This is a genomic window from Corynebacterium qintianiae, from assembly GCF_011038645.2.
Classification (GTDB): domain Bacteria; phylum Actinomycetota; class Actinomycetes; order Mycobacteriales; family Mycobacteriaceae; genus Corynebacterium; species Corynebacterium qintianiae.
This window is the reverse complement of record NZ_CP064955.1, coordinates 955,201-975,262: the sequence shown is the minus strand read 5'-3', so window position 1 is coordinate 975,262 and position 20,062 is coordinate 955,201. Positions and strand designations below refer to the sequence as shown.

At 60.5% G+C, this 20,062-nt stretch carries 18 protein-coding genes and 3 pseudogenes; 5 read left to right on the top strand and 16 right to left on the bottom strand.

The window, feature by feature from the left end:
- Positions 1-10 precede the first annotated feature (10 nt).
- The gene (locus G7Y29_RS04830) at positions 11-445 is read left to right on the top strand and encodes a YbjN domain-containing protein (RefSeq protein ID WP_165004698.1); all 435 of its coding nucleotides are present in this window, start codon (positions 11-13) and stop codon (positions 443-445) included.
- Positions 442-912 carry a hypothetical protein gene (locus G7Y29_RS04825; protein WP_165004696.1) on the top strand — a complete coding sequence of 157 codons (471 nt, stop codon included), beginning with the start codon at positions 442-444 and terminating at the stop codon, positions 910-912. Before G7Y29_RS04830 ends, G7Y29_RS04825 begins: the two co-directional genes overlap by 4 nt.
- A 113-nt stretch (positions 913-1,025) precedes the next feature.
- Here the strand turns inward: G7Y29_RS04825 and leuD are convergent, their stop codons facing one another.
- A complete protein-coding gene (gene leuD, locus G7Y29_RS04820; RefSeq protein ID WP_165004694.1) occupies positions 1,026-1,613 on the bottom strand; it encodes a 3-isopropylmalate dehydratase small subunit in 588 nt (195 codons plus the stop codon).
- A gap of 12 nt (positions 1,614-1,625) precedes the next feature.
- Positions 1,626-3,047 (bottom strand): 3-isopropylmalate dehydratase large subunit, encoded by a 1,422-nt coding sequence (gene leuC / locus G7Y29_RS04815; RefSeq protein ID WP_165004692.1) that lies wholly within the window; start codon positions 3,045-3,047, stop codon positions 1,626-1,628.
- Between the two features lie 37 nt (positions 3,048-3,084).
- Between leuC and G7Y29_RS04810 the strand changes: the two genes are divergently transcribed.
- Positions 3,085-3,801 carry an IclR family transcriptional regulator gene (locus tag G7Y29_RS04810; RefSeq protein ID WP_165004690.1) on the top strand — a complete coding sequence of 239 codons (717 nt, stop codon included), beginning with the start codon at positions 3,085-3,087 and terminating at the stop codon, positions 3,799-3,801.
- Here the strand turns inward: G7Y29_RS04810 and G7Y29_RS04805 are convergent.
- From G7Y29_RS04805 to G7Y29_RS04795, 3 genes are read right to left on the bottom strand one after another with little or no spacing between them, the layout of a single operon-like run.
- Positions 3,798-6,503, bottom strand: a complete 2,706-nt coding sequence (locus tag G7Y29_RS04805; protein ID WP_165004688.1) for an FAD/NAD(P)-binding protein — start codon at positions 6,501-6,503, stop codon at positions 3,798-3,800. The two genes, G7Y29_RS04810 and G7Y29_RS04805, sit on opposite strands and share 4 nt — an antisense overlap.
- Positions 6,500-7,444: a pyridoxal-phosphate dependent enzyme gene (locus G7Y29_RS04800; protein WP_165004686.1), complete on the bottom strand. Its 945-nt coding sequence runs from the start codon at positions 7,442-7,444 to the stop codon at positions 6,500-6,502. The genes G7Y29_RS04805 and G7Y29_RS04800 overlap by 4 nt, the downstream gene beginning before the upstream one ends.
- A gap of 54 nt (positions 7,445-7,498) precedes the next feature.
- A complete protein-coding gene (locus tag G7Y29_RS04795) occupies positions 7,499-8,071 on the bottom strand; it encodes an HD domain-containing protein (RefSeq protein WP_165004684.1) in 573 nt (190 codons plus the stop codon).
- 192 nt (positions 8,072-8,263) lie between these two features.
- Here G7Y29_RS04795 and G7Y29_RS04790 point away from each other — a divergent pair, with 192 nt between their 5' ends.
- Both G7Y29_RS04790 and G7Y29_RS04785 read left to right on the top strand, forming a co-directional pair.
- Positions 8,264-9,592: a metallophosphoesterase family protein gene (locus G7Y29_RS04790; RefSeq protein ID WP_165004682.1), complete on the top strand. Its 1,329-nt coding sequence runs from the start codon at positions 8,264-8,266 to the stop codon at positions 9,590-9,592.
- Between the two features lie 21 nt (positions 9,593-9,613).
- Positions 9,614-10,015, top strand: a complete 402-nt coding sequence (locus tag G7Y29_RS04785) for a carboxymuconolactone decarboxylase family protein (RefSeq protein WP_165004680.1) — start codon at positions 9,614-9,616, stop codon at positions 10,013-10,015.
- Here G7Y29_RS04785 and G7Y29_RS04780 read toward each other — a convergent pair.
- From G7Y29_RS04780 to G7Y29_RS11020, 11 genes and pseudogenes are all read right to left on the bottom strand, one after another.
- Positions 9,918-11,267 (bottom strand): hypothetical protein, encoded by a 1,350-nt coding sequence (locus tag G7Y29_RS04780; RefSeq protein ID WP_165004678.1) that lies wholly within the window; start codon positions 11,265-11,267, stop codon positions 9,918-9,920. The two genes, G7Y29_RS04785 and G7Y29_RS04780, sit on opposite strands and share 98 nt — an antisense overlap.
- A gap of 216 nt (positions 11,268-11,483) precedes the next feature.
- Positions 11,484-12,251, bottom strand: a complete 768-nt coding sequence (locus G7Y29_RS04775; RefSeq protein ID WP_165004676.1) for an abortive infection family protein — start codon at positions 12,249-12,251, stop codon at positions 11,484-11,486.
- A gap of 12 nt (positions 12,252-12,263) precedes the next feature.
- Positions 12,264-13,061 carry a hypothetical protein gene (locus G7Y29_RS04770; protein WP_165004674.1) on the bottom strand — a complete coding sequence of 266 codons (798 nt, stop codon included), beginning with the start codon at positions 13,059-13,061 and terminating at the stop codon, positions 12,264-12,266.
- A gap of 105 nt (positions 13,062-13,166) precedes the next feature.
- Entirely contained in the window at positions 13,167-13,958 is a 792-nt protein-coding gene (gene istB, locus G7Y29_RS04765; protein ID WP_165005153.1) for an IS21-like element helper ATPase IstB, read from the bottom strand.
- A complete protein-coding gene (gene istA / locus G7Y29_RS04760) occupies positions 13,955-15,163 on the bottom strand; it encodes an IS21 family transposase (protein WP_196820198.1) in 1,209 nt (402 codons plus the stop codon). Before istA ends, istB begins: the two co-directional genes overlap by 4 nt.
- A gap of 72 nt (positions 15,164-15,235) precedes the next feature.
- The gene (locus tag G7Y29_RS04755; protein WP_196820183.1) at positions 15,236-15,787 is read right to left on the bottom strand and encodes a hypothetical protein; all 552 of its coding nucleotides are present in this window, start codon (positions 15,785-15,787) and stop codon (positions 15,236-15,238) included.
- A 316-nt stretch (positions 15,788-16,103) separates the two neighbouring features.
- Positions 16,104-17,204: a CHAT domain-containing protein gene (locus tag G7Y29_RS04750; protein ID WP_165005032.1), complete on the bottom strand. Its 1,101-nt coding sequence runs from the start codon at positions 17,202-17,204 to the stop codon at positions 16,104-16,106.
- A gap of 150 nt (positions 17,205-17,354) precedes the next feature.
- On the bottom strand, positions 17,355-18,278 hold the full coding sequence (locus G7Y29_RS04745; RefSeq protein WP_165005029.1) for a DUF5655 domain-containing protein: 924 nt from the start codon (positions 18,276-18,278) through the stop codon (positions 17,355-17,357).
- A 121-nt stretch (positions 18,279-18,399) separates the two neighbouring features.
- Positions 18,400-18,714 (bottom strand): annotated as a pseudogene (locus tag G7Y29_RS10825) (integrase core domain-containing protein); the annotation flags it as partial.
- A 93-nt stretch (positions 18,715-18,807) separates the two neighbouring features.
- Positions 18,808-19,012: pseudogene (locus G7Y29_RS04735) on the bottom strand (transposase); the annotation flags it as partial.
- 2 nt (positions 19,013-19,014) lie between these two features.
- Positions 19,015-19,980 (bottom strand): annotated as a pseudogene (locus tag G7Y29_RS11020) (restriction endonuclease); the annotation flags it as partial.
- Between the last annotated feature and the right edge of the window lie 82 nt (positions 19,981-20,062).

The window sequence follows — 20,062 nt, the reverse complement described above, 5'->3', positions numbered from 1 at the left end:
AGTTAGTGCCATGTTTGCACCCGTGACACAGGAGCGCATCGAAGGTCACCTGGATACGCTCAACCTGACCCACTTCCGCGGCGAGTCCGACGGGTTGACCCGCACCGGTTTTCCCGGGCTGGTCTGTTTCTTCCAAGTCGAAGACGCAGGGTTCAAAGTGACCGCGCGTTGGTTGCCCATCTGCGACACCAACGCTGACGCCCTCGAGCTCCGCCTCGTGGTCAACGAGCTCAACCGCTCCCTGCCGCTTGTGCGCGTGCACCCCGTTCGGCGCGAAGACGGCAGCACGGTCGTGCTCATTGAGGCGCCTTTCTTCACGTCGGGCGCCGTCAGCGACGAGCAGTTCGCCGCGATGATCGAGTTCTATTTCTCCGCCATCCACCACGTCAAGGCGCAGCTGGAGAAGCGCTTGCCGCAGCTCGCAGAGAAAGATTCAACGCAATGACCCACCCCGAAACCCACCCGCCCACCCGCAAGAACGATCTCGACCGCGTCCGAGAGTTTTTCCGCGCCAACCACTACCAGTTCAACGAGACGGACAGCGAATACTCTCTGATCACTGCTTTTTCCGGTATCACGTTCGAGATCCGCTACACGGAGCCGAACATTGCGCTGGTGAGCACCGTCGCCGTCGACGCCATCACGGGAGACCGCTTCGAAAATGTCCTGGAGTGGGTCGAGCGGTACAACAACGCCCACGCATTCCCTTCGACGGTGGCGTTGAAGGACGACAAGCGCGACCTCACCGCCTTCGGCGCGACCTACGTTCTGCCCGGCCTCTGGCAGTACACGGACGAGCAGTTCGCCGACTGGATGGGCTCCGGCATCCACGGCATCGTCGATGCGGTAACCACGTACCTTGAGGAATCCTCACCCGAGGCGCTGGCACAGTTGCGACAACCGGCGCCTTAGCGCGCCCCTGTGGAAGACCTCAACTCGAAAACGCACCCAAAAAACGCCCGAAAACGCGCTGAGGTCTTCTCAGCGTTCTTCGGGCGCGCTGCGAGGGCGTCGACAAGCGTGCGCTAGACGCTGGGCTTGAACGCCGGGCGAGACGCCTCAAAGGTGTCGATCGCCGATTCGTCGCGAAGCGTCAGGCCGATGTCGTCGAGGCCCTCCATGAGGCGCCAGCGCGTGTAGTCGTCGATGTCGAAGGTAGTGGTATTCTCGCCTGCGGTGACGGTGCGGTCCTCGAGGCTGACCGTAACCTCCATGCCCGGGTTCTGCTCGAGCTGCTTCCAAATTAACTCGATGTCGGACTCGCTCATGATGCCCGCTAGCAGGCCCGCCTTACCGGAGTTACCGCGGAAGATATCGGCGAAGCGCGGGGAGAACACGGCCCGGAAGCCGTAATCGTTCAACGCCCACACGGCGTGCTCGCGCGAGGACCCGGTGCCGAAGTCGGGCCCGGCGAACAGCACGGAGCCGACCTTGAACGCGTCCTGGTTGAGCACGAAGTCGGGCTCGTTCTCGCGCCAGTTGGAGAATAGGCCGTCCTCGAACCCCGTACGGGAGACGCGCTTGAGGTAGCGCGCGGGGATGATCTGGTCCGTGTCGACGTTGGAGCGGGTCAGCGGGACCCCGACGCCGGTGTGCGTGGTGAACTTGTCCATTGTCTTTACTCCTTAGAGGTCGGCGGGGCTGGAGAGGTGGCCGGTAACAGCTGTGGCCGCTGCCACCAGCGGGGACACGAGGTGGGTGCGCCCGCCCGGGCCCTGGCGGCCCTCGAAGTTTCGGTTTGACGTGGATGCGGAACGCTCCCCCGGCTTGAGCTGGTCGGGGTTCATGCCCAGGCACATGGAGCAGCCGGCGGTGCGCCATTCTGCACCGAACTCGGTGAACACGGCATCGAGTCCCTCCTCCTCGGCCTGTTTCTTCACCATCGCGGAGGACGGCACAACCATCATGCGTGTGCCTTCGGCGATGCGTCGGCCCTTGATCACAGCCGCGGCCTCACGCAAGTCCTCAATGCGCGCGTTGGTGCAGGAGCCCAGGAACACGGTGTCGATCTTGATGTCGCGCAGCGGGGTGCCGGGGGTCAGGTCCATGTACTGCAGGGCCTTTTCCGCGGCGCGCTTCGCAGTGTCGTCGCCGAAGGATTCCGGGTCGGGCACGGTTTCGGACAGGGGCAGGCCCTGGCCGGGGTTGGTGCCCCAGGTGACGAACGGGGTGAGAGCGGAGCCGTCGATCTCGACGACGGTGTCGAATTGGGCGCCCTCATCGGTCGGCAGGGTCTTCCAGTACTCCACTGCTGCGTCCCAGTCCGCGCCCTTCGGTGCGTACTCGCGGCCCTTGACATACGCGAATGTCTTGTCGTCCGGGGCGACCATGCCCGCGCGGGCGCCGGCCTCGATGGACATGTTGCAAATCGTCATGCGCGCCTCCATGGAGAGCTTGCGCACGGCCTCGCCCCGGTACTCGATGATGTGGCCTTGGCCGCCGTTGGTGCCGATCTTGGCGATGATGGCCAAAATCAGGTCCTTGGCGGTGACACCCTCGGCGAGCTCGCCGGAGACCTCGATGGCCATCGTCTTGAACGGCTTGAGCGAGAGCGTCTGGGTAGCCATGACGTGCTCGACCTCGGATGTGCCGATGCCCATGGCGATGGAGCCGAATGCTCCGTGGGTGGAGGTGTGCGAGTCGCCGCACACAATGGTCATGCCGGGTTGGGTTATTCCGAGCTGCGGGCCCACGGTGTGGACGATGCCCTGCTTGACATCACCCATCGGGTGCAGCCGCACGCCGAACTCCTCGCAGTTCGTGCGCAGCGTCTCGACCTGGACGCGCGAGGTCTGTTCCTGGATTTCAAGCAAGTTGCCGGTCTTGATGCCGAGGGTGGGCACGTTGTGGTCCTCGGTGGCGAGGTGCTGCTCGGGGCGGCGGATGGTGCGCCCTGACATGCGCAGGCCGTCAAAGGCCTGGGGGCTGGTCACCTCGTGGAGGAGCTGGAAGTCGATGTAGATCAGGTCGGGGTCCGTGCCCTCTCCCTTGGTCACCACATGGTCGCGCCACACCTTTTCGGCGAGCGTCAGGGCTTGATCAGCCATCGTGTTCCTCCTCAGCGTTTTCCCGCACATTCCCAAAATGCGGGATGGTAGAATCCATCGTGTGAGACAGTATAGCGAAGACTCCGGCATTAAGGTGCTCGACCGCGCGATCGCGATTGTGCGGTCCGTCGCCACAGGCGACAAAACACTGGCTATGTTGAGCGAGGATACCGGCCTGCCCAGGGCGACGACCCACCGTATCGCTTCCGCACTCGAGGTGCACAGAGTTCTCACCCGGACATCCACTGGTGAGTGGACGATCGGCGCAGCGCTGGCGAGCTTCTCCTCCAAAGCGTCCCCGCGCCTGCTCGCCGCAGCCGAACCGGTCATGCGCGACCTTGTCTCCGCCACCGGCGAATCGGTTCAGCTGTACGTGCTCACCGGCGACACCCGCACGTGTATCGCCGCGGAGGAGCCCCCGAGCGGGCTGACCTACACCGTGCCAGTCGGGTCCAAGCTCCCTCTCACTGCCGGCTCGGCGGCCCGCGTCTTCGCGGCGTTTTCGCGTATCGACGCCCCCTCCAACGCATCCTTCACCGCCAGCGACCTCACCCACGTTCGTTCCACCCACCTGGCGGAATCCGTCGCCGAGCGCGAGGTCGGCCTCGCGAGCGTCTCCGCCCCGGTGCTGGACGCAGACGGGACCTTGCTGGCGGTCCTGTCCATCTCCGGCCCGGTGGAGCGCATGCGCCCCAGCCCCGCCGAGTTGTGGGGCGCGGAGCTCACGGCCGCTGTGGCCCGGTTCAACGACTAGCGGACGTCGATGGCGTCCAGCTCCCCCGACGGCCACGTCACGTTCTTCGCCAGCGGGATCTGGTGCGAGGCTGACTCGAGAATGTGCATAAAGTAACCAGCCGTGTTCGGGATGGCGATGATGTCTCCGGCGGACACGCCCTGCGGGAAACGGATACGGCGGCGCAGAATCACCTCGTCCTCGATGCAGTACGCGCCGACGAGGTACGCCTCGACCTCCGCACCCGGCGGGGTGCGCTTCACCAAGATCGGGTCGACGAGGTAGTCGTCGGAAGTCGTGCGGCACTGGGTGCGGTTCATGTGCAGGCCGACCAGAGGCAGGCCGTCGCTACGCGTTTTCACGAAGGCGACCTGGGCGAGGATGATCCCGCAGCCGTCGAGAAGCGAGCGGCCCGGCTCGAGGTGCAGGCGCATGCCCCGCTCAATCAGAGCCTCTGCGACGCCGCCGGAGAGCACTTGTTCAAGCCATTCCCCGCGTGTTGGCCTCTGGTGATAGGGGTAAGTGGTGGTCAGCGGGTCGGACTTCCACGTGAACGGCGCAGCGTAGCCTGCGCGCTGGGTTTGGATGGCCGCCTGGTAGGCGGCCCACTGTTCCGCGTCATCGAGGTAGCTCATCGGGACACCGCCGCCGATGTCGATGAACTCGGGGGCGTGGCCCGCGCTGCGGAGCACGTCGGTGAGTTCCATGCACTCGCGCAATGCCGCCGAACGGTCGGCGGCCGCGTAGCCGTGCAGGTGGGCGTGCACACCCACGACGCGGACGTTGCCTCGAGGTTCCGCCAGGTGGGCGGCCCAGTCATCGAGGCGTTCGCCAAAGCGGGTCGGCGGCATCGTGTCGGGATCCGGGGCAAGCCGCGGTGCGACTAAAGCGATCTTGTCCCCGGCCAGGGCTGCAATCCGGTCGTACTCGTCGCGGTTGTCGGCGGAGATGACGACGCCATTGTCGATGGCCAGACGCAACAGCTCGTCGGTCTTGATGGCAGCCGAAACGATGATCCGTTCGCCCGGCACACCCCGGCCGATCACCTGGCGCAGCTCGTCGAAGCTGGCGACATCCACGCCGTGGCCCGCGTCGCGGACCGTGTCCACGAAGACGAGACCCTTGTTCGCCTTGCGGGCGAAGAACACCTTGACCTCCACCCCGCGGCTAGCGCCCGCGGAGACTAGTTCGTCGATGTTGGACTCCATCGGCCCCGGGTCCAGAACATTGACGGGGCTGGAGTAGTTGTCCAGCAGACGCTGGCACGCCTCCGGGTCGGCGAGCAGTTCCTCGGCCCACTTTTCCGTGCGTGCAGTAAGCGGCGGCGCGCCGTGGACTCGCTCCGGCTGCCCCATCGCGGCGGCCGACACACGGGCGGCCCACGCTGGAATGACCTCGTGATCATCGCGGCGCAGCGTGTCGTGGCCGAGGATCCAGCCCTCGTTCATCCGGCCCGCCGCGGCGAGGTGTTCCTGGCCGACGACAGTCCCGTCGCGGCCAACCATCAGCGCGGACCCGTCATAGGTCTGAGCCAAGCCAGCGGCGACGAGGTTGCCCACGAGCGTCCCTTTCACCACGCCAGGCGAGGCGGTGACGGAATCGACGATGACGGTGGCGCCGACCTCCCGCGCGAGCGCGGCGAGATCCTCACCGCCCCGGCCCAGCACGTCAGTGCGGACCCGGCCGGAGTCAATCGCAGCCACGAGCCCGCGCGCCGTCTCCGGGGGCGGCCCGAACGCCACGCGCTCGAGGGTGCGTGTGAGCCCATAGAAGCGCTCGCCGCCCAGCGTGTCGCGGCCGCCGAACGAGGCACGCTCGACGATCTGCGGGTACAGAGCGCGGAAGGCGTAGCCGACGGCGAGCGCCGCCGTCCACGGTCGCCGCCCCTCCGCGGCCGCCAGCGAAACCCGCAGTTCCTCCGCCGCGTCACCGGTGAAATCATCACCGTTGATCACCGCAGTAACGTCACCGTCTCCGCACTGCGCCTCGAGTACCGCTTGCGCGGCCTCGGTGAGCGCACCAACAAATTCCCCGTACGAGCCGCTTTGGAGGATTGCGTCGCCCAAACGTCGAAAAGCGGGCGCCAACACTGACTCGTCGGTGGGGAACGCCTTGACTTCCATTAACCGTCCCGAACGGGTCACCGGGTAGAAGGTCTTTGCCTGTGCGTAGCGGGTGACGTCGATGAACGTCAAAGCCGCGCCGCGCACCAGAGCTACGTCATCTCTGGAGATGGAGTCCAGGTTGGTGTGGGGATACGCGGCGATCGCCCCTTGGACCGGGCTCGGTTGGGCGTGGCCGGTGCAGAGCAGCACCTCGTGGAAAAGCGTGCCCCCTACCTCGAAGCCGCCGCCGTCGGGAACGAGCTCGGTGACCGCGAACTCGCGGAACTCGGCGCTGCAACCGTATGGGACATTCTCGAACAGCGCGCGCCACGAAGCGACAAGGAACTCTCCCACCGTTCGGCGCGACGGGAACGCATCCTCCGCGCCGCGCCAGCTGTTGAAAGATCCGAGGCGGGACTCGATCACACTGGCGGGCACGTTGAGCAGCCACTCGTCGGGAACCGCTGGTTGGAACGCCCCGGGCCCACTCACGCTATCGAGCGGACCGTCGTTGAAAACGGTGAGGTCGATGCGGGCGCCGCGCTGTCGCGCCCTCTCCATGAGTTCTTCGGCCGCCCACAAACCGCGCGGACCGGCACCGATGATGGCTACCTTCATGAGATGTTCCTTTCGACCCACTCGTCGTTGTACACCGTGTCCAGGTACGCGCGGCCGTCATCGTGGAAGATTGCGGCGATCTCCGCGCCCGGATTCTCCCGAGCAAGCTTATCGACGCCCCACGCCACCGCTCCGCCCGAAGCCCCTGGCATGAACCCTGTTGTCAGCGCTGTCTTCCGCGCCGCGGCGACCGCGTCGCTAGCGGTGACCCGGATGATCTCGTCCGGGTCGTTGCGGGTCGACAGATCTGTGACCACACCCGCACCGTAACCGGGCAGGATGCGCTGACCGCGCTCGCCGCCGAACAAGACGGAGCCCTCGGCGTCAACGGCGACAACGCGCGTCGGGAGCTCGTGCTCTCGAATGTAACGGATGCACCCGCCGACAGTTCCGGTCGTGCTTACCGCGACGGCGAGTATGTCCGGTGCGTGGCCAAGTTGCTCGACGATCTCGCGCATCGTCCCTTCGCTATGCGCGGTAAACGCCGCCTGGTTGGAGTACTGGTCGAGGTTGATTGCGCCGAGCTCCTCGACCAGCTCAGCTACCTTGGTGCGCCGTGCCGCGAGCCAGTCGCCCGTTTCGGGATCCGGTTCGGTGACCTCGTGGATCGTCGCCCCCAGTGCCCTTATGTGAGCCAGGGTCGCACCGTTTGTCCGCATGTCCACGACGCAATGGAAGTCCCACCCGCCAACGACCGCCTCGCGGGCGAGGGAGACACCGAGGTTTCCCGAGCTGGACTCAACGACCACACTGCCTGCGCTGATGACCCCTCGGTCGACAGCGTCCTGCACCAAGGCCCGCGCGGTGCGATCCTTCGCGCTGCCCCCGGGGTTGAACGACTCAAGCTTGGCCCAGACGCGGGAACCCGGAGCGATGTCGAGCTCGACCAACGGCGTGCGGCCCACTGCTGAGAGCACACCGGACTGATTTAGAGAATGCATGAACGCAAGCTTATGCGTATTGCCGGTCACCCTCCGCAACTGTGACATAAACGACTACACCCGTCTCAATTCTTCCAACCTCTCACCCAGAGCCGCTACCAATGGGTTACCCGGCAAACGCGCCGCAGCGAGCTCGTACACAGACGCGTACCACCATTGCTGCCGTTCCTTCCCGGAGTTGAAGCGCGACCAGAGGTCCTCCCCGTATACCTCGACATCGGAGAGAATGGAGATGAGGTTATGCAGTTTGTCCGCGACCGAGATAAGTACACTCCCCTCATTAGCGAGTGCAAGGTGGGCCAGGTAGGCGTCCGCGCGCTCTTGCCAGCTGGGGAGAAAGCCGTCCTTGGTCACACCCCTGACCAGCTCAACCACTCGGTCTCCGAAGTCTGCGCGCATCTGCTCCTCCCCGTATTCCTCGGGCACGTCCTCGAGCGCGTCGTGGAGAAGTGAGGCGACGAGAACATCTTCGTCCTCAGTTACTGTCCGAACAAGAGTCATCACCCCGAACAGGTGCGATACGTAGGGGATGTCGGTGCCTTTGCGCACGTGGTCGCGGTGGGCCCAGGCGGCAGTATTGATTGCCTTGATCAGGCGCGGAGAGGTAGCGACAGAAACGGGGGTCAAGGGGTTCCTCTCGTTCGTTGTTCCGGGTACGCCTAAATTGTATAGCCCTCCCCGACACCGACCGCGCCACTTTCGAACTAACGTTCGTCTTCGAGAGGCGGTTCACGCAACGTTCACGTACCGTCACTGACACGTTCACGCGAAGGGTCTACCGTTTGCGTCGTCGAATTCACGGAGCACACGGAGACTGCCATGGACGAAAACTCGCCTCAGCACCCGGGCCTGTCCCGCCGCAACCTCCTCCTCGGCGGCGGAATCGCTGCTGTGACGGCGGGAGCCGCGTTGACGGGGAAGACCGCAACGGCGGGTGCCCAGCAGCAGCTGCCCGCGCAACCAACCGGCCACCCCTCATTCCCCCTTTTCTTCAACGCCGACGGCCGCTTCAAAATTGTCCAGTTCAACGACACCCAGGACGACCACCTGACTGACCGGCGCACTATTGAATTCATGGCCCGCGTGCTCGACCAGGAAAAACCAGGTTTTGCCCTGATCAACGGCGACGTCATCAGCAGTGGACCGCAAAACCCAGAACAGGTCTACCAGGCGATCAACAACGTGGTCCTGCCGATGGAGGAACGCGCCATCCCGTGGGCCATCACGTTCGGCAACCACGACGAGGATTCTGTCGACGACGCGGGTACCGGCGTGCACGAGAAGCAGATGGCCGATTTCGTGCGCACCTACCGCCACAACCTCAACCCGCCGGCGGGTGACCGCGCCTTCGGTCACTCCGACGTGCAGCTGCTTGTCCGCTCCGCCGCCAACCCAGCGAGCGCGGCGTTCGCGATCTGGCTGCTTGACTCCGGCAACTACATGCCTGCTGAGTTCCAGAACCAGGCCGGTGACGACATGCCGCACTACGATTACATCCGGCCCGCCCAGATCGAGTGGTACCTGGAGAACTCCCGCGCAGCCGAGGAACGCTTCGGCCAAAAGGTGCCGGGTTTGATGTACTTCCACATCCCGACGTACGAGCACCGGGACATGTGGTTCGGGGGGCCGTCGAAAAGCTCGGCGATCGACCATCTGTCCGCTGAAAAGAAGCACGGCATCGTGGGCGAGAAACATGAGGACGTTTACTTCGGTTCCTTCAACTCCGGCATCTACGCCGCGGTGCGCGACCGCGGCGACGTCCAGGGCATCTACTGCGGCCATGACCACATCAACAGCTTTTACGGTGACTACTACGGCGTCCAGCTCGGGTACTGCCCCGGCACCGGCTTCGCGCCTTACGGGCTTCTCGACGGCACCCGCGCCCAGCACACCCTGCGCGGCGCGCGCGTGTTCGAGCTCAACGAAAACACCGAGCGCGTCTACGAGTCGACCCGCCTCGTCTTTGCCAAGGACCTCGGCGCGGACATGGCCCCCGCGAAACAGCCTATCGACGCCCCGGCGGCGTTCCCGGTCTACGTCACCGTCCCCGGTGCTCAACCCGCCCCCACTCCAGAGCCGCCGTCCCAAACGCACGGTTCCGGCGAGTTCTCGTCGCACGTGTCCAGCTTTTTCGGATCGTCGCGCTAGCAACGGCTTACACTTCCCCGTATGGAAAATAATCACCGCGACAGCAGGTTCGACGACGGCATCAAGGTACGCCGTGAAGTGATGGGCGACGCGTTTGTCGACGCTGCGCTTGACCGCGCCGCCGGTTCCGATGGCGAGGAGCTGCAAAACCACGTCACCGCAACGGTGTGGGGTTCGGTGTGGACCCGCGAGGGGCTCAGCCGGCGCGACCGCAGCTTGCTCAACATCGGCATGCTCGTCGCCCTGCGCGCTACCGAGGAACTGCGCGGCCACGTCTGCGGAGCGCTGACCAACGGCCTGACCCGGGAAGAAATCACGGAGGCGATTATTCATGCCAGCGGCTACTGCGGGGCTCCCGCTGCCCTGTCGGCGATGAAAGTGGCCCAGGAAGTCCTGGAGGCGGAGCTGGGCCCGAAGGGTTAAACGCGAAAGCCCGGACCTTTTCGAGGTCCGGGCTATTTGTACACCAGACATCACGCAACATATACGAGGTGCTGTCAAGTGCCGCCGAGCCCTTCAAAACCACCCAACTACCAGGGTTGTCCAGTCCCTGGTTAGCCTTGGCGAGACTTTCTATCTCCTCCTTGCGAACACTATCTACGTACTTACCGTAGTCAGCGGAGTTTTCATTGGAGCGATACTCCAGCTCCAGTTCGTCTAGCCACAACTCCGCCTGGCGAACGTGTACCAGGACTACAAGCCAATTCCCCACGTCACGCATTGCGGAGTCCAGCGCCGAGTTTGCTTCAGAGATGCTGATACAGGCCGTCAACTTCTTGCTTATGGCGCCGATCCGCCTTAAAGCGTTATCTTGCGGACCCGACAGCTTGTCGCCATACGAAGAGACCTTCGACCACGTATCTTGGTCTACCCTAATCCCGCTATCTCGCCGACGAATCTCCTTCTGGATGGCCGTATGCACGCCAATCAGGTTCGAAACATTGGCATCATTGATCGTGTCGCTGATATCGACAAGCTTCGTATCGATCCGCTTGAGGTAGCTGGCTATCTCAGATAGCGCCTGCTCCAAGGCCGCCTGCGTCATCAGGCCACCAAGTCCGGACAGCACAGCCGGATTGGCGAACTGCGCGCCGAGGCTTTCGTCGACCTTTAGCCACTTCCCAGGCTTTCCGGGCTTTTCAAAATTGGCGATCTTCGCATATGTGATGCCACCTGCGGTCTCGTATAAGCCGTGCTCCTTACGGAGAGCAGCACTCTCCTTCGTGAGCTTGATGTAGTAGCCGGACTCCTCTGCGATCTCAGACAGGCCCTGAGCAATGGTGCCAGTGTTCTTCATCTGATCCCGGAGTCGACCGAGGGATTTGGATTGTAGCTTTACTCTCTTCCTTTCGGGGACGGCGAGGGACTTCAAGAAATCTTGCACAGCTACATCACCGCCGGCGACGATAGCCGCGTTGCCCTGCACAATTAGCTCAACCTCCAGAGGCTCCAGACCGCCGTCGGAAGCCTCCTCCCCCTCGTCGCTAGAGCCGGGGTCGTCGCCGGCCTCTTCATCCGGAAAGGGCTCCGAGGTCTGATCGGCCTCGTCGGGCTTGGTGGTGTCGTCTAGCTTCCCGTCTTCGCCGCATCCATCCTCCAGGTTGATACCGCCACCCAGGCTGCTGCCAGCATCATCCTGGGTGGTCTCGTCAATGCCGTTGGTTCTGTCGTCCACAGCAAGCTCCTGTTCTAATCCCAGCCAAGTTCACCATGGAGGAATTCGATCGCCTCGAGACTCCGAGGTCAGCGGTTCAATATTCACGATCTTACTAAGCCCTCCCGACACCGCAGGCACATTCGGACGCTTCTACCGAACAGTCGGACGATAGCGTAGGTTACCGATTCATCGCATAGCTCTGCTTGACCAACTGCACAGAACATCCTTGGTTGCTTAGTTGGTAAACGGTTCCGCTACTGGGGCGGACAGCTTTGCATCAAGATAACCGAGGATCGTACGGCCAGCGTTTACGGCAAGCATTGCTTCTGCTTCGCCTAGAAGGTTCTCGTTAGGGTGTGCCATACTGCCGTTGTTTCGGATGGTATTTAGTTCGTTGAGGATGCTTGACATTGCATTAAGAACTTTTCCAATCTCGCCACCGTAGGGGCTGGACGTCGTAAGCGCCGGATGGTACTTACGAAGCAGTTTCATCAACGCCGTAACAGAGGCGTCGTTGGCAAAAGTAATGCCTTCTTCTCCGCAAAGCAATCGTAGGTGTCCGTGAATGGCGGTATGGACTCGATCAACAGCAGAGAGCGGGTGACCTTGACCTATCTGGCGTTCTGCCTCCTGAAGAGAGAGGCGAACTACCGCGCTCGTAAAGCTTGGTTCCGGAGAGCTAACTCCCGAAGAGGTCGCAAGGTTCTCCAGCTGATCTTCGGCCTTATTGCGCAGGTCAAGGATACACGTACGTCGCTCGGCATACGTAGGTAGGTTTTGCTTGTAATATCCATGCCACTCCCAAAGGGAACGCCAGGGAAATGGTGGGCGCATGCCTAACGAATTCAGAGCTGAACGAAGTTCCCGATCTTGCTTTTTGTAGGAGGCTTCAAAATCATCAAATGTACCTCCACCCGTGCCCGTAGTGGTGAGAATATTTGCCTGCGATTCTATGAGTTCGACAATGCGTTCAATGCTTTTTGGCACAATACGGTTCTCCATTAGATAGTCATTCTATTCTTTCTTACCAACCTCTAGGATAAACTGGGCCAGCTCAGTAACATCTCTGTAGTCTTCGACCGGTAGGTTGATCTCGCCAGAAAATACCTCGTTATGGCCCCTAGCAGTTATCTCCCACGTCCCGTGGATTGTCTTCATCTCCTTGTCGTTGACCAGGAGAACCAGTTCCTTGTCTTCGGATTCAAACACTCCCCGAGGACGGAGATCCCCGATGTCAACCGTGAGATGGACTGAACCTCCATTCTCGTAACTGATGGAGGACGGTATCAGCACCGAAGTGTTTCCCATCTGACTCGCCCACGAAAGATCATGAGCTAGTCCCAAGGGCTGTCGCTCCTTCGGCCCCCATCGTCGCGGAGGAGTCGGCAGTTCCAGAGCTGAGGGGGTGAGGATGGACTCAACCTCTACCCAGTCGTGGCCAGAAATATCTCCCTCGAGATGGAGTCTTAGCTCCACGTCATGCAGAAATACGCTGGTGTTGTTCTTAACCCTGACGGTGGCCGGCTGCAGTATTCCGGCAGCTATTTTCGCTTTTGCACCGGCCCACGATTCGCGAACCTGAGTTTCCCAAGCTTCAATTTCTGCGCGGTACTCCTCCTCGGTGCGCTCCTCCGGCTCCATCAAGACGCTGTTAACGCGTAGTGCCTCGTCCGCAGCCCAATCAGTTACCGAGTAGATTGAACCTAGACCCGCGATTCCACGCTGTGGTTCTGCTCTCTCCACTACCTTCGGCTTCTTCTTCGGTAACGCATCCAGCAGCTCCGTGCTCTTACCGGTCAGGTACTCCTCCACCGTCGATGTATCATCACACTCCACTGCAGCAATCTGCCCTGTTAGCGACGGTCGAATTGTAGCCCAGTTGCGACGGTTGAAAAGTAGCCCATTTTCGTGTGTTTCTTATTCTGCCTGACGTTCAGCGGTGATCGACGGTAGGACACTTTCTCGGCCGGCGATTCGGTAGCTGGTGCCTGTGTGCGTGAAGATTTCCGCGTGATGGACGATGCGATCAATCATCGCGGCGGCGACGGTGACGTCACCGAAGCATTCGCCCCAGCGGGAAAACGGCAGGTTCGACGTCATGATCAACGAGCCGCGCTCATATCGGTTGGACACTAGCTGGAAGAACAGGTTCGCTGCTTCTGCCTCGATCGGGACGTAGCCCACCTCGTCGATGATGAGCAGGTGGTAGCGGTTGAGTTTGGTCAACAATGTTGTCAGCCCGCCTGTACTGTGGGCTTGGGTCAGGCGGGTGATCCATCCGGCGGCGGTGTCGAAAGCGACCCGGTAGCCTTGCCGGGCTGCGATGACCCCTAACCCAGTTGCCAGGTGCGTTTTGCCGGTGCCCGGCGGGCCGAGGAAGATGACGTTTGCGGCCTCGGTGATCCATCCGCCGGTTTCCAACCGGGCGATACGGGCCCGGTCGAGTGCGGGCTGGGTGGAAAAGTCGAACTCGTCAATCGTTTTAATCTGGGGAAAGCCCGCCCTTTTTATCCGGCCTGCGGCGCCGGATTCCGCCCGGGCCGACGCTTCGACCGACAGCACCGCTGCCAAGTATTCCTCGTAGGTCCACGACGCTTGGCGTGCCTTCTCGGCGATGGTCGCATAGTCTGATCCGATTCGCGGGGCCTTCAGCGCCCTGGCCAGATACGCCAGTTCGGAGTCGATTGTGGTGTGTTGTGGACGGGTCATGACTCTACCTCCAGTTCGGTCAGCCGGTCGTAAATGTTCAGGTCTGCCTGTTCGACCTCGAGCTCCTGCGGCGAAACAGGTGGCGTGGCCAGTTGGCGGCGCATCTGCTTCGCAGTGGCGGCGTGCATCGGGTCAGTGATTGTCTGATGTGTGCCCCACACCCGTTCGTGGCGGGCGACGATCGTCCCGTCCGGGGCGCGCACGACCACCTGCTCCAAGCCAGCGTGGACGGTGACAATTCGGTTGATCATTCGCGGATCCACTGAATAGTGGTTGGCGTCGACGGCGACGTAGTAGTTACGTGGCAGCCGCACCTGTCGTAGCACATCGATCTGCGGGGGATACGGCGGCAAAGCGGCCATGTGCGCCTTGTCGGCTGTCCAAGCCACCGCCGGAATTTTCCTTGTGGTCGCGTGGATACGCTGGTTAGCCACCTCAGTAATCCACTCGTCGAGCTGGCGTTGGGCATCTGCTGGGCACGTGAAATCGCGGCCGGGGAAAAACGAGGACTTCAGATACCCGTTGGCCCGCTCCACCACGCCTTTAGTTTCCGGATCACGAGGTGGAGCCTGCTGAATCCTGGTGCCCAAAATGCCAGCAAAAGACAGCACCGGCTGGGTGAGCGCCTTTTGCCCAATTCCAGTCTCTCGGTCCCACAACAACTGCTCAGGTACGGCCTGAAACGATGTCGACAACAATGCCCACATCCCTGCAACAAGATCTGCGGTCGTGCGTGTCGGCAGCACACGCGCGGCCATGAACCTCGAATACGACGCCACCATCACCAGCACCGGAAACGCCACTTTCTGCCCGGTCCCGTCGGGAATCCCGCCAGCGGGGAAAGTCAGATCACACTGGATTTGCTCACCAGGGCGGTGAATCAGCGTGTCCACCGGGTCCGCCTGCTGGTAGTCGGGGCGGATGCGGCGCACATTATCGCGAAACCATGTGATCGACCCACACCACCCCACACGCTGCGCGATCACAGTGGCAGGCAACGTCGGGGTCTGCTCCAGCAGGGCACGCACCCGCGATTCAAACGGGGTGAAGCTGTTTTCGGTGCTTGCACGCTTCTTGTACACAGGCGGCGCATCTGAGGCCAACGCCCTTTCCACCGTCTTTTTCGAGCAGCCAACTTCAGCCGCGATTTTCCTGATCGACAGGCCCTGCCGACACAGATACCTGATCTTGGCCCAATCCTCCACGGAAATCACCCATCCAATCTTGTCGGTGGGCTACTTTTCGACCGTCGCAAGTGGGCTACTTTTCAAGCGTCGCTAACACTGCCCCAACACTTCGACGGAGAAATCCAGGTCGAGCCTACTGGCTGTGTTCCCACGTTGGATAAGAAGATCCAGCTCATCCGAGGATGCCTCTCGTGTTTCCCCCTCTGCCCGGATATAGACTCTTCCATCAGTCAGAGAGTCTCCATGAGCACGGCAGGGAAACGGACCTCGTCCCACCACTGGCGGATCAACCAGCACAACCAAAACCTGGTTCGTGGAGTCCTCGAGCGGCACCCATAAGACATCCCAACGAGGGCCGTCAGCACCGAGAAACTTCTGCACTACCTTGGAGATATCCATCATCTCCACCGGCGGAATACCTTCAACCTGCCCCTTGGCCACACCTACGATCATGACGGCCACGCCCTCAAAAGCAGATTGCGCAATGTCCGGCATCCGATTTGCCGCCCCAAGGATGAACTTGGCAATCTTCTCTTTATCCTTCTTCTGAGATAGGTCGAGAGAGCTCTTGAGTTCAAGGTAGTGCCGCTCCGCCAGATCGCCAAGCTTGGCAACGGCTGCAACAAGATTTGTTGCAGCCATAATGCCTCGAGGAGCACGGGAGATATCTAAGTTATTCAACGACCTACCTCATCCAAGGGCTTTTCTCTGTAGTGCGAATCGCTCCACAGGCTGTCGGTGTAATCTGCAGTAATCTTCATCTGTCGGTCGTGACTCTGAGGCGCTTTAAGTGGAGTCATATACCGACATTATATCAAGCTGAGCTGCACGTTTGCCAGCTCTTCTGCTATTAGAGCGCGTTGAACTCACTGTGGTCTTCTTCACGCTGCTGCGCGAGTGCCTCGCGATTTTCCAGACCGCTCGATCCAGATTATTTGTTTAATCTCTCTAGTAAATCTCAGGACTGATTGCCTATTTCACCTTCCGGGGACTTCACCAGAAACAGATTTGACGGGTCTACGTCCCCAGCATGCGCGAGAACAGGTAGCTCACTGCCCGGAAGACCTGCCATTTCTAGAGCGACCTGTCCCGTGGCCACCGCAGAAGCCAAAGACTGTCCGTTGGCTATCGTGGCGTAGAAACGGGCTGAAAATACGATAGCGTCTGTATCCCCAATTGAGTCCAGCATCCCAACGACAAACGGAATTCCCCATTTAGTGAGAGTGTCCAGCTGTCCGGCGGACTTGCAGGAGTTGAGCACGACCAGGGAAGGTGGATTATCCACCGCAGCGAGCGCTCTGGAAAGCGTTGTCGGTGAGATGGCTCGTCCAGGGTTAGAGCCATCCTGGTCCTCCTCAAATAGAATAATTTCCTCGTTGCTATGGCCCGAGAAATGCAGTACGTGAGGTGAGAATTCGGTCAACCCGTCGAGAAGGTCTTCGGGTGTTGCTGCCGTACGAAAATCGAACTCCACCCAATCTCGATGGGTCGCAGACTTTACCGCCTGGCTGATCCGCTTTTGCTCTCTTCCGAGCCGTAGGCCTCTCTCGCCGGGTAGCGTCCCCTTCGGGTCCGAAGTAAGGACAAGAATTCGTAGCTTTTCGGCGATAGGGGCCGGCAGTCTCTGTTCCAGAGCAACCACCGAGTTTCCGGTCTCAACGACCCGCGCCTTTAGCGCAGCCTGCTCGCGCTTTAGCTCAGCCATCGCCTTTTCATGTTCAGCTGCACGCTTTTTCTCGGCTTTGGCCGCTTCGTCCGACTGAGCCTTCGTCAATCTAGTGGTCAGATCACTTACCTTTTTGGCGGCATCTGACGCCTTCTTTTGCCACTGTGTAGCCTTCTTTCCTGCATCCTGCGCTTCCTTGAGGCGCCGGCCGTGCTCTGAGATTCTCATCCGACGAGTGGAGTCACTCGTCGTCTTCCCCGCGGACTCAAGGGCCTTTTCGGCTGCCATCCTCTTCTGCGACTCCAGGGTGCGATACTCCCCCGTCTTCTTTTCTGCTTCTGTCTTGGCTTTCTGCGCTCGCTCCAGTTCACGAGCAATTTGACTAGCACTCATCTAGATTCCCCTTTGCTCCTCGGCCATCACCGACAGAGTCTACGTCCAATACTAGACATAGAATAACAATTATCAAACAAATGGTCGATAGGGCGATGCCCGCCCTCTGCAGAAGGGTGGTGCGATTTCTCTAGTTCACCCCATGAATTGCTACCGATTCATCTCGTAGCTCTGCTTGACCAGCGTCATCACGTAGTCCAGATCAGTCTGCGAAGTGATCTCCACCCGATAATCCCCATTCCCCCAGTGACCAATCTTCACCGGGGTCTCCAGATCTTGCGCAAGACCCTCGGGGTCATCAAGTGTCCCCGTCTTGACGTTAAGAAATAGCCAGAGCTTTGGCTTCTGCACCACGACATCCACCACGTTGCGGGTCATCTTGAAGGCTACATATAGCTTCTTCGGTTCAACCTGCATCTCCTGATCGAGGCCGAGGATGCGTTCCCGGAGGTCAGCGAAGATTTTGCGGCTGTTTGGCCCGCCCTTGGCGATGTGCTCTTCGAGAGTGAAGGTCTGCTGCAGAGGCTCGATGGCCTCCTTGTTCCCAGCCTCGAGCTTTGGCATCCCAGAGATCTTGACCTTCTGGTAGCTCTCGGTATCGAGGGTCAGCATCCCGTTCTCGAACAGCTGGTATCTAAGAAGTTCAATCTTGATCGGCAGGAGGTCGGCGGTGTCGGTATCAAACTTGTTGTAGCTCTCCGCCACACAGATCACCCGAGGTGCATCCCACTGCACCTCCTTCTCCACACCCTTCTGCTGGCACAGGACATGGAAGCTGTCCTTATGGTCGAGCAGCCAGCGCAGATAAGAAAGGCCCTGGTTAATGACATTCTCATTTTGGCCCTTCTTGTACTCAACGATGCAGGGGTTTCCCTCATCATCGATCCCTAAGGTATCCATCCGCCCACCAAAGCTGGTGGCATATTCGCTGGCAAGAAAGTGTACACCCAAGATCTCATGAAGGCTGCCCTCGAAGATCTTCTGGATATCTCGCTCCAGAACCTTCTTTCCATTGACAGTAGTCATGGGCTTAACCTGCTTGGCCGAGTCCTGGCCCACTTCAAATAGAATCATATGGGGATATTATACCACTTTGACCAGCGGTTTTCGTGCTGTCATGGAAATGGGCGACAAACTACCCAGACAACGCAAGAGGAACGGGCCCGAACCCCGGAAAGTGGACACGGGGATTTAATCACGATGCGATAGTAAGTGTAGCTAACCCGGCGGCTTCGAAGGCGTTCGGTGAGCGGTAACCGCACCAGGAATGCAATCGTTTGGTGTTGTACCGCGTGCACCACCGAAACACATCCCGGCGGCAGGCCAACTGACTAGCGAAAACAGACTCATCCTACAGGACTTCCCGCTTCAACGAGGCGTTGAACGACTCCGCCAACGAGTTGTCCGCACTCGTCCCGATCGCGCCCATCGACTGGGTGACACCGAAGCGCACGCATAGTCTCCGGTACTGATCAGAGGTATAAACACTGCCGTGATCCGAGTGGAAGAGGTCAAGTCCACGCGAGTGGTGTATCTGCCCTTTCGATAAAACAGGCAGCATGACGATCTCAGGGACCGGCACGAGCCCGGTGTTGCGACTGGCTCATGCGACCTCCTGAGTGGCTTCGCCGGCGTCGATGACGTTGGCGTTCATCATGGTCTTCGTCTGGTCCAGGGCCGTCAGCGACATGTAGCGCTTCTGCTGGATCCTTCTCATCGTGCTGCTCAGCCAGCACCGCCCCGACCAGGCGCACGACGGCATCTCGGTTCGGGAAGATCCCCACGACGTCGGTGCGCCGGCGGATCTGCGAGGGTTGGAGAGAAACTCATCCAGACGTCCACTGCCGACGAGGATATCAATGATGGTCTGACGGGTGAGTGAGGTCGCTTCCTGCAGCTCATTAGTTATGTTGGGCAGTTGATAGCCACCCCGCAGATCAGCTGACCTGGTACCTAGTTCCTCGCCGTGCGCTCCGCCGCGCACCACCTTGAGATTCGCTCGAGTCACCTGTACACGCAAAGGCTCAATGTCAGGTGCCTGTTTAATCGCCTTGATCGACTTGGCGATGAGGTCATCACGATCGACCCTGACCTTGTAGGTCGTGCGCTGACTAATAGCCTCCCAAAATGCCTCAAACTCCCGGGACGCATAGATCTGCTTGTTGAGCTTACGAGTGCGGCGCTTCCGCTGCTGTTTCACGAACTTTTCGATCTTGCTGTCCTGGAGAATCTTCGTCACGAAGGGCTCGAGCCACGTAATCCCTTCCGACAAATCCAAGGTGAAGTGCTCGTCTTCAGGTCTGAAACGTTCGGTGACTCGGCCATCTTTGTCGAGGAATCCCTTGGTATGAAGCTGATCCCAGATCAACGAAGACTCAACGTAGCCCAGCACCTCACCAGCCTCAGAGTCTGGGCGGGGGATCTTGGCGAACTCCTCACGTCGGACATAACCAATCGCCACGCCGGCCTTGACGTACTCCTGTTGAAGACTTTTCGCGAACTGTTGATACGACTCATTAGCTACCACCGTCAGCTGAGCAACTGAAGGATTAGCGATACGCTCACCCTCCTGGTTCACCGGCAGCCGTAGTCCACGGCCAATGGTCTGTCGACGTTCTGTCTCACCACCCATTTCCCGGAGCGTACAAATCTGGAAGACGTTGGGGTTATCCCAACCCTCTCGAAGAGCCGAGTGGGAGAAAATGAAACGGACTGGCTCATCGTGGCTAAGCAGCCGAGCCTTATCCTTCATGATCAGGTCGTCTGATGCGTCCTCGCCTCAAGGAACAGCTCCAGCTCCATAACACTTCCAGAGACGAAGAGCGCGAACAGCTCAAGGCTCAGGCGCAAGCTATCCG

Coding starts and splice junctions, on each gene's coding strand:
- G7Y29_RS04830 (WP_165004698.1), top strand. CDS start 11: ATGTTTGCACCCGTGACACAGGAGCGCATCGAAGGTCACCTGGATACG.
- G7Y29_RS04825 (WP_165004696.1), top strand. CDS start 442: ATGACCCACCCCGAAACCCACCCGCCCACCCGCAAGAACGATCTCGAC.
- leuD (WP_165004694.1), bottom strand. CDS start 1,613: ATGGACAAGTTCACCACGCACACCGGCGTCGGGGTCCCGCTGACCCGC.
- leuC (WP_165004692.1), bottom strand. CDS start 3,047: ATGGCTGATCAAGCCCTGACGCTCGCCGAAAAGGTGTGGCGCGACCAT.
- G7Y29_RS04810 (WP_165004690.1), top strand. CDS start 3,085: ATGCGGGATGGTAGAATCCATCGTGTGAGACAGTATAGCGAAGACTCC.
- G7Y29_RS04805 (WP_165004688.1), bottom strand. CDS start 6,503: ATGAAGGTAGCCATCATCGGTGCCGGTCCGCGCGGTTTGTGGGCGGCC.
- G7Y29_RS04800 (WP_165004686.1), bottom strand. CDS start 7,444: ATGCATTCTCTAAATCAGTCCGGTGTGCTCTCAGCAGTGGGCCGCACG.
- G7Y29_RS04790 (WP_165004682.1), top strand. CDS start 8,264: ATGGACGAAAACTCGCCTCAGCACCCGGGCCTGTCCCGCCGCAACCTC.
- G7Y29_RS04785 (WP_165004680.1), top strand. CDS start 9,614: ATGGAAAATAATCACCGCGACAGCAGGTTCGACGACGGCATCAAGGTA.
- G7Y29_RS04775 (WP_165004676.1), bottom strand. CDS start 12,251: ATGGAGAACCGTATTGTGCCAAAAAGCATTGAACGCATTGTCGAACTC.
- istB (WP_165005153.1), bottom strand. CDS start 13,958: ATGACCCGTCCACAACACACCACAATCGACTCCGAACTGGCGTATCTG.
- G7Y29_RS04755 (WP_196820183.1), bottom strand. CDS start 15,787: ATGGCTGCAACAAATCTTGTTGCAGCCGTTGCCAAGCTTGGCGATCTG.
- G7Y29_RS04750 (WP_165005032.1), bottom strand. CDS start 17,204: ATGAGTGCTAGTCAAATTGCTCGTGAACTGGAGCGAGCGCAGAAAGCC.
- G7Y29_RS04745 (WP_165005029.1), bottom strand. CDS start 18,278: ATGATTCTATTTGAAGTGGGCCAGGACTCGGCCAAGCAGGTTAAGCCC.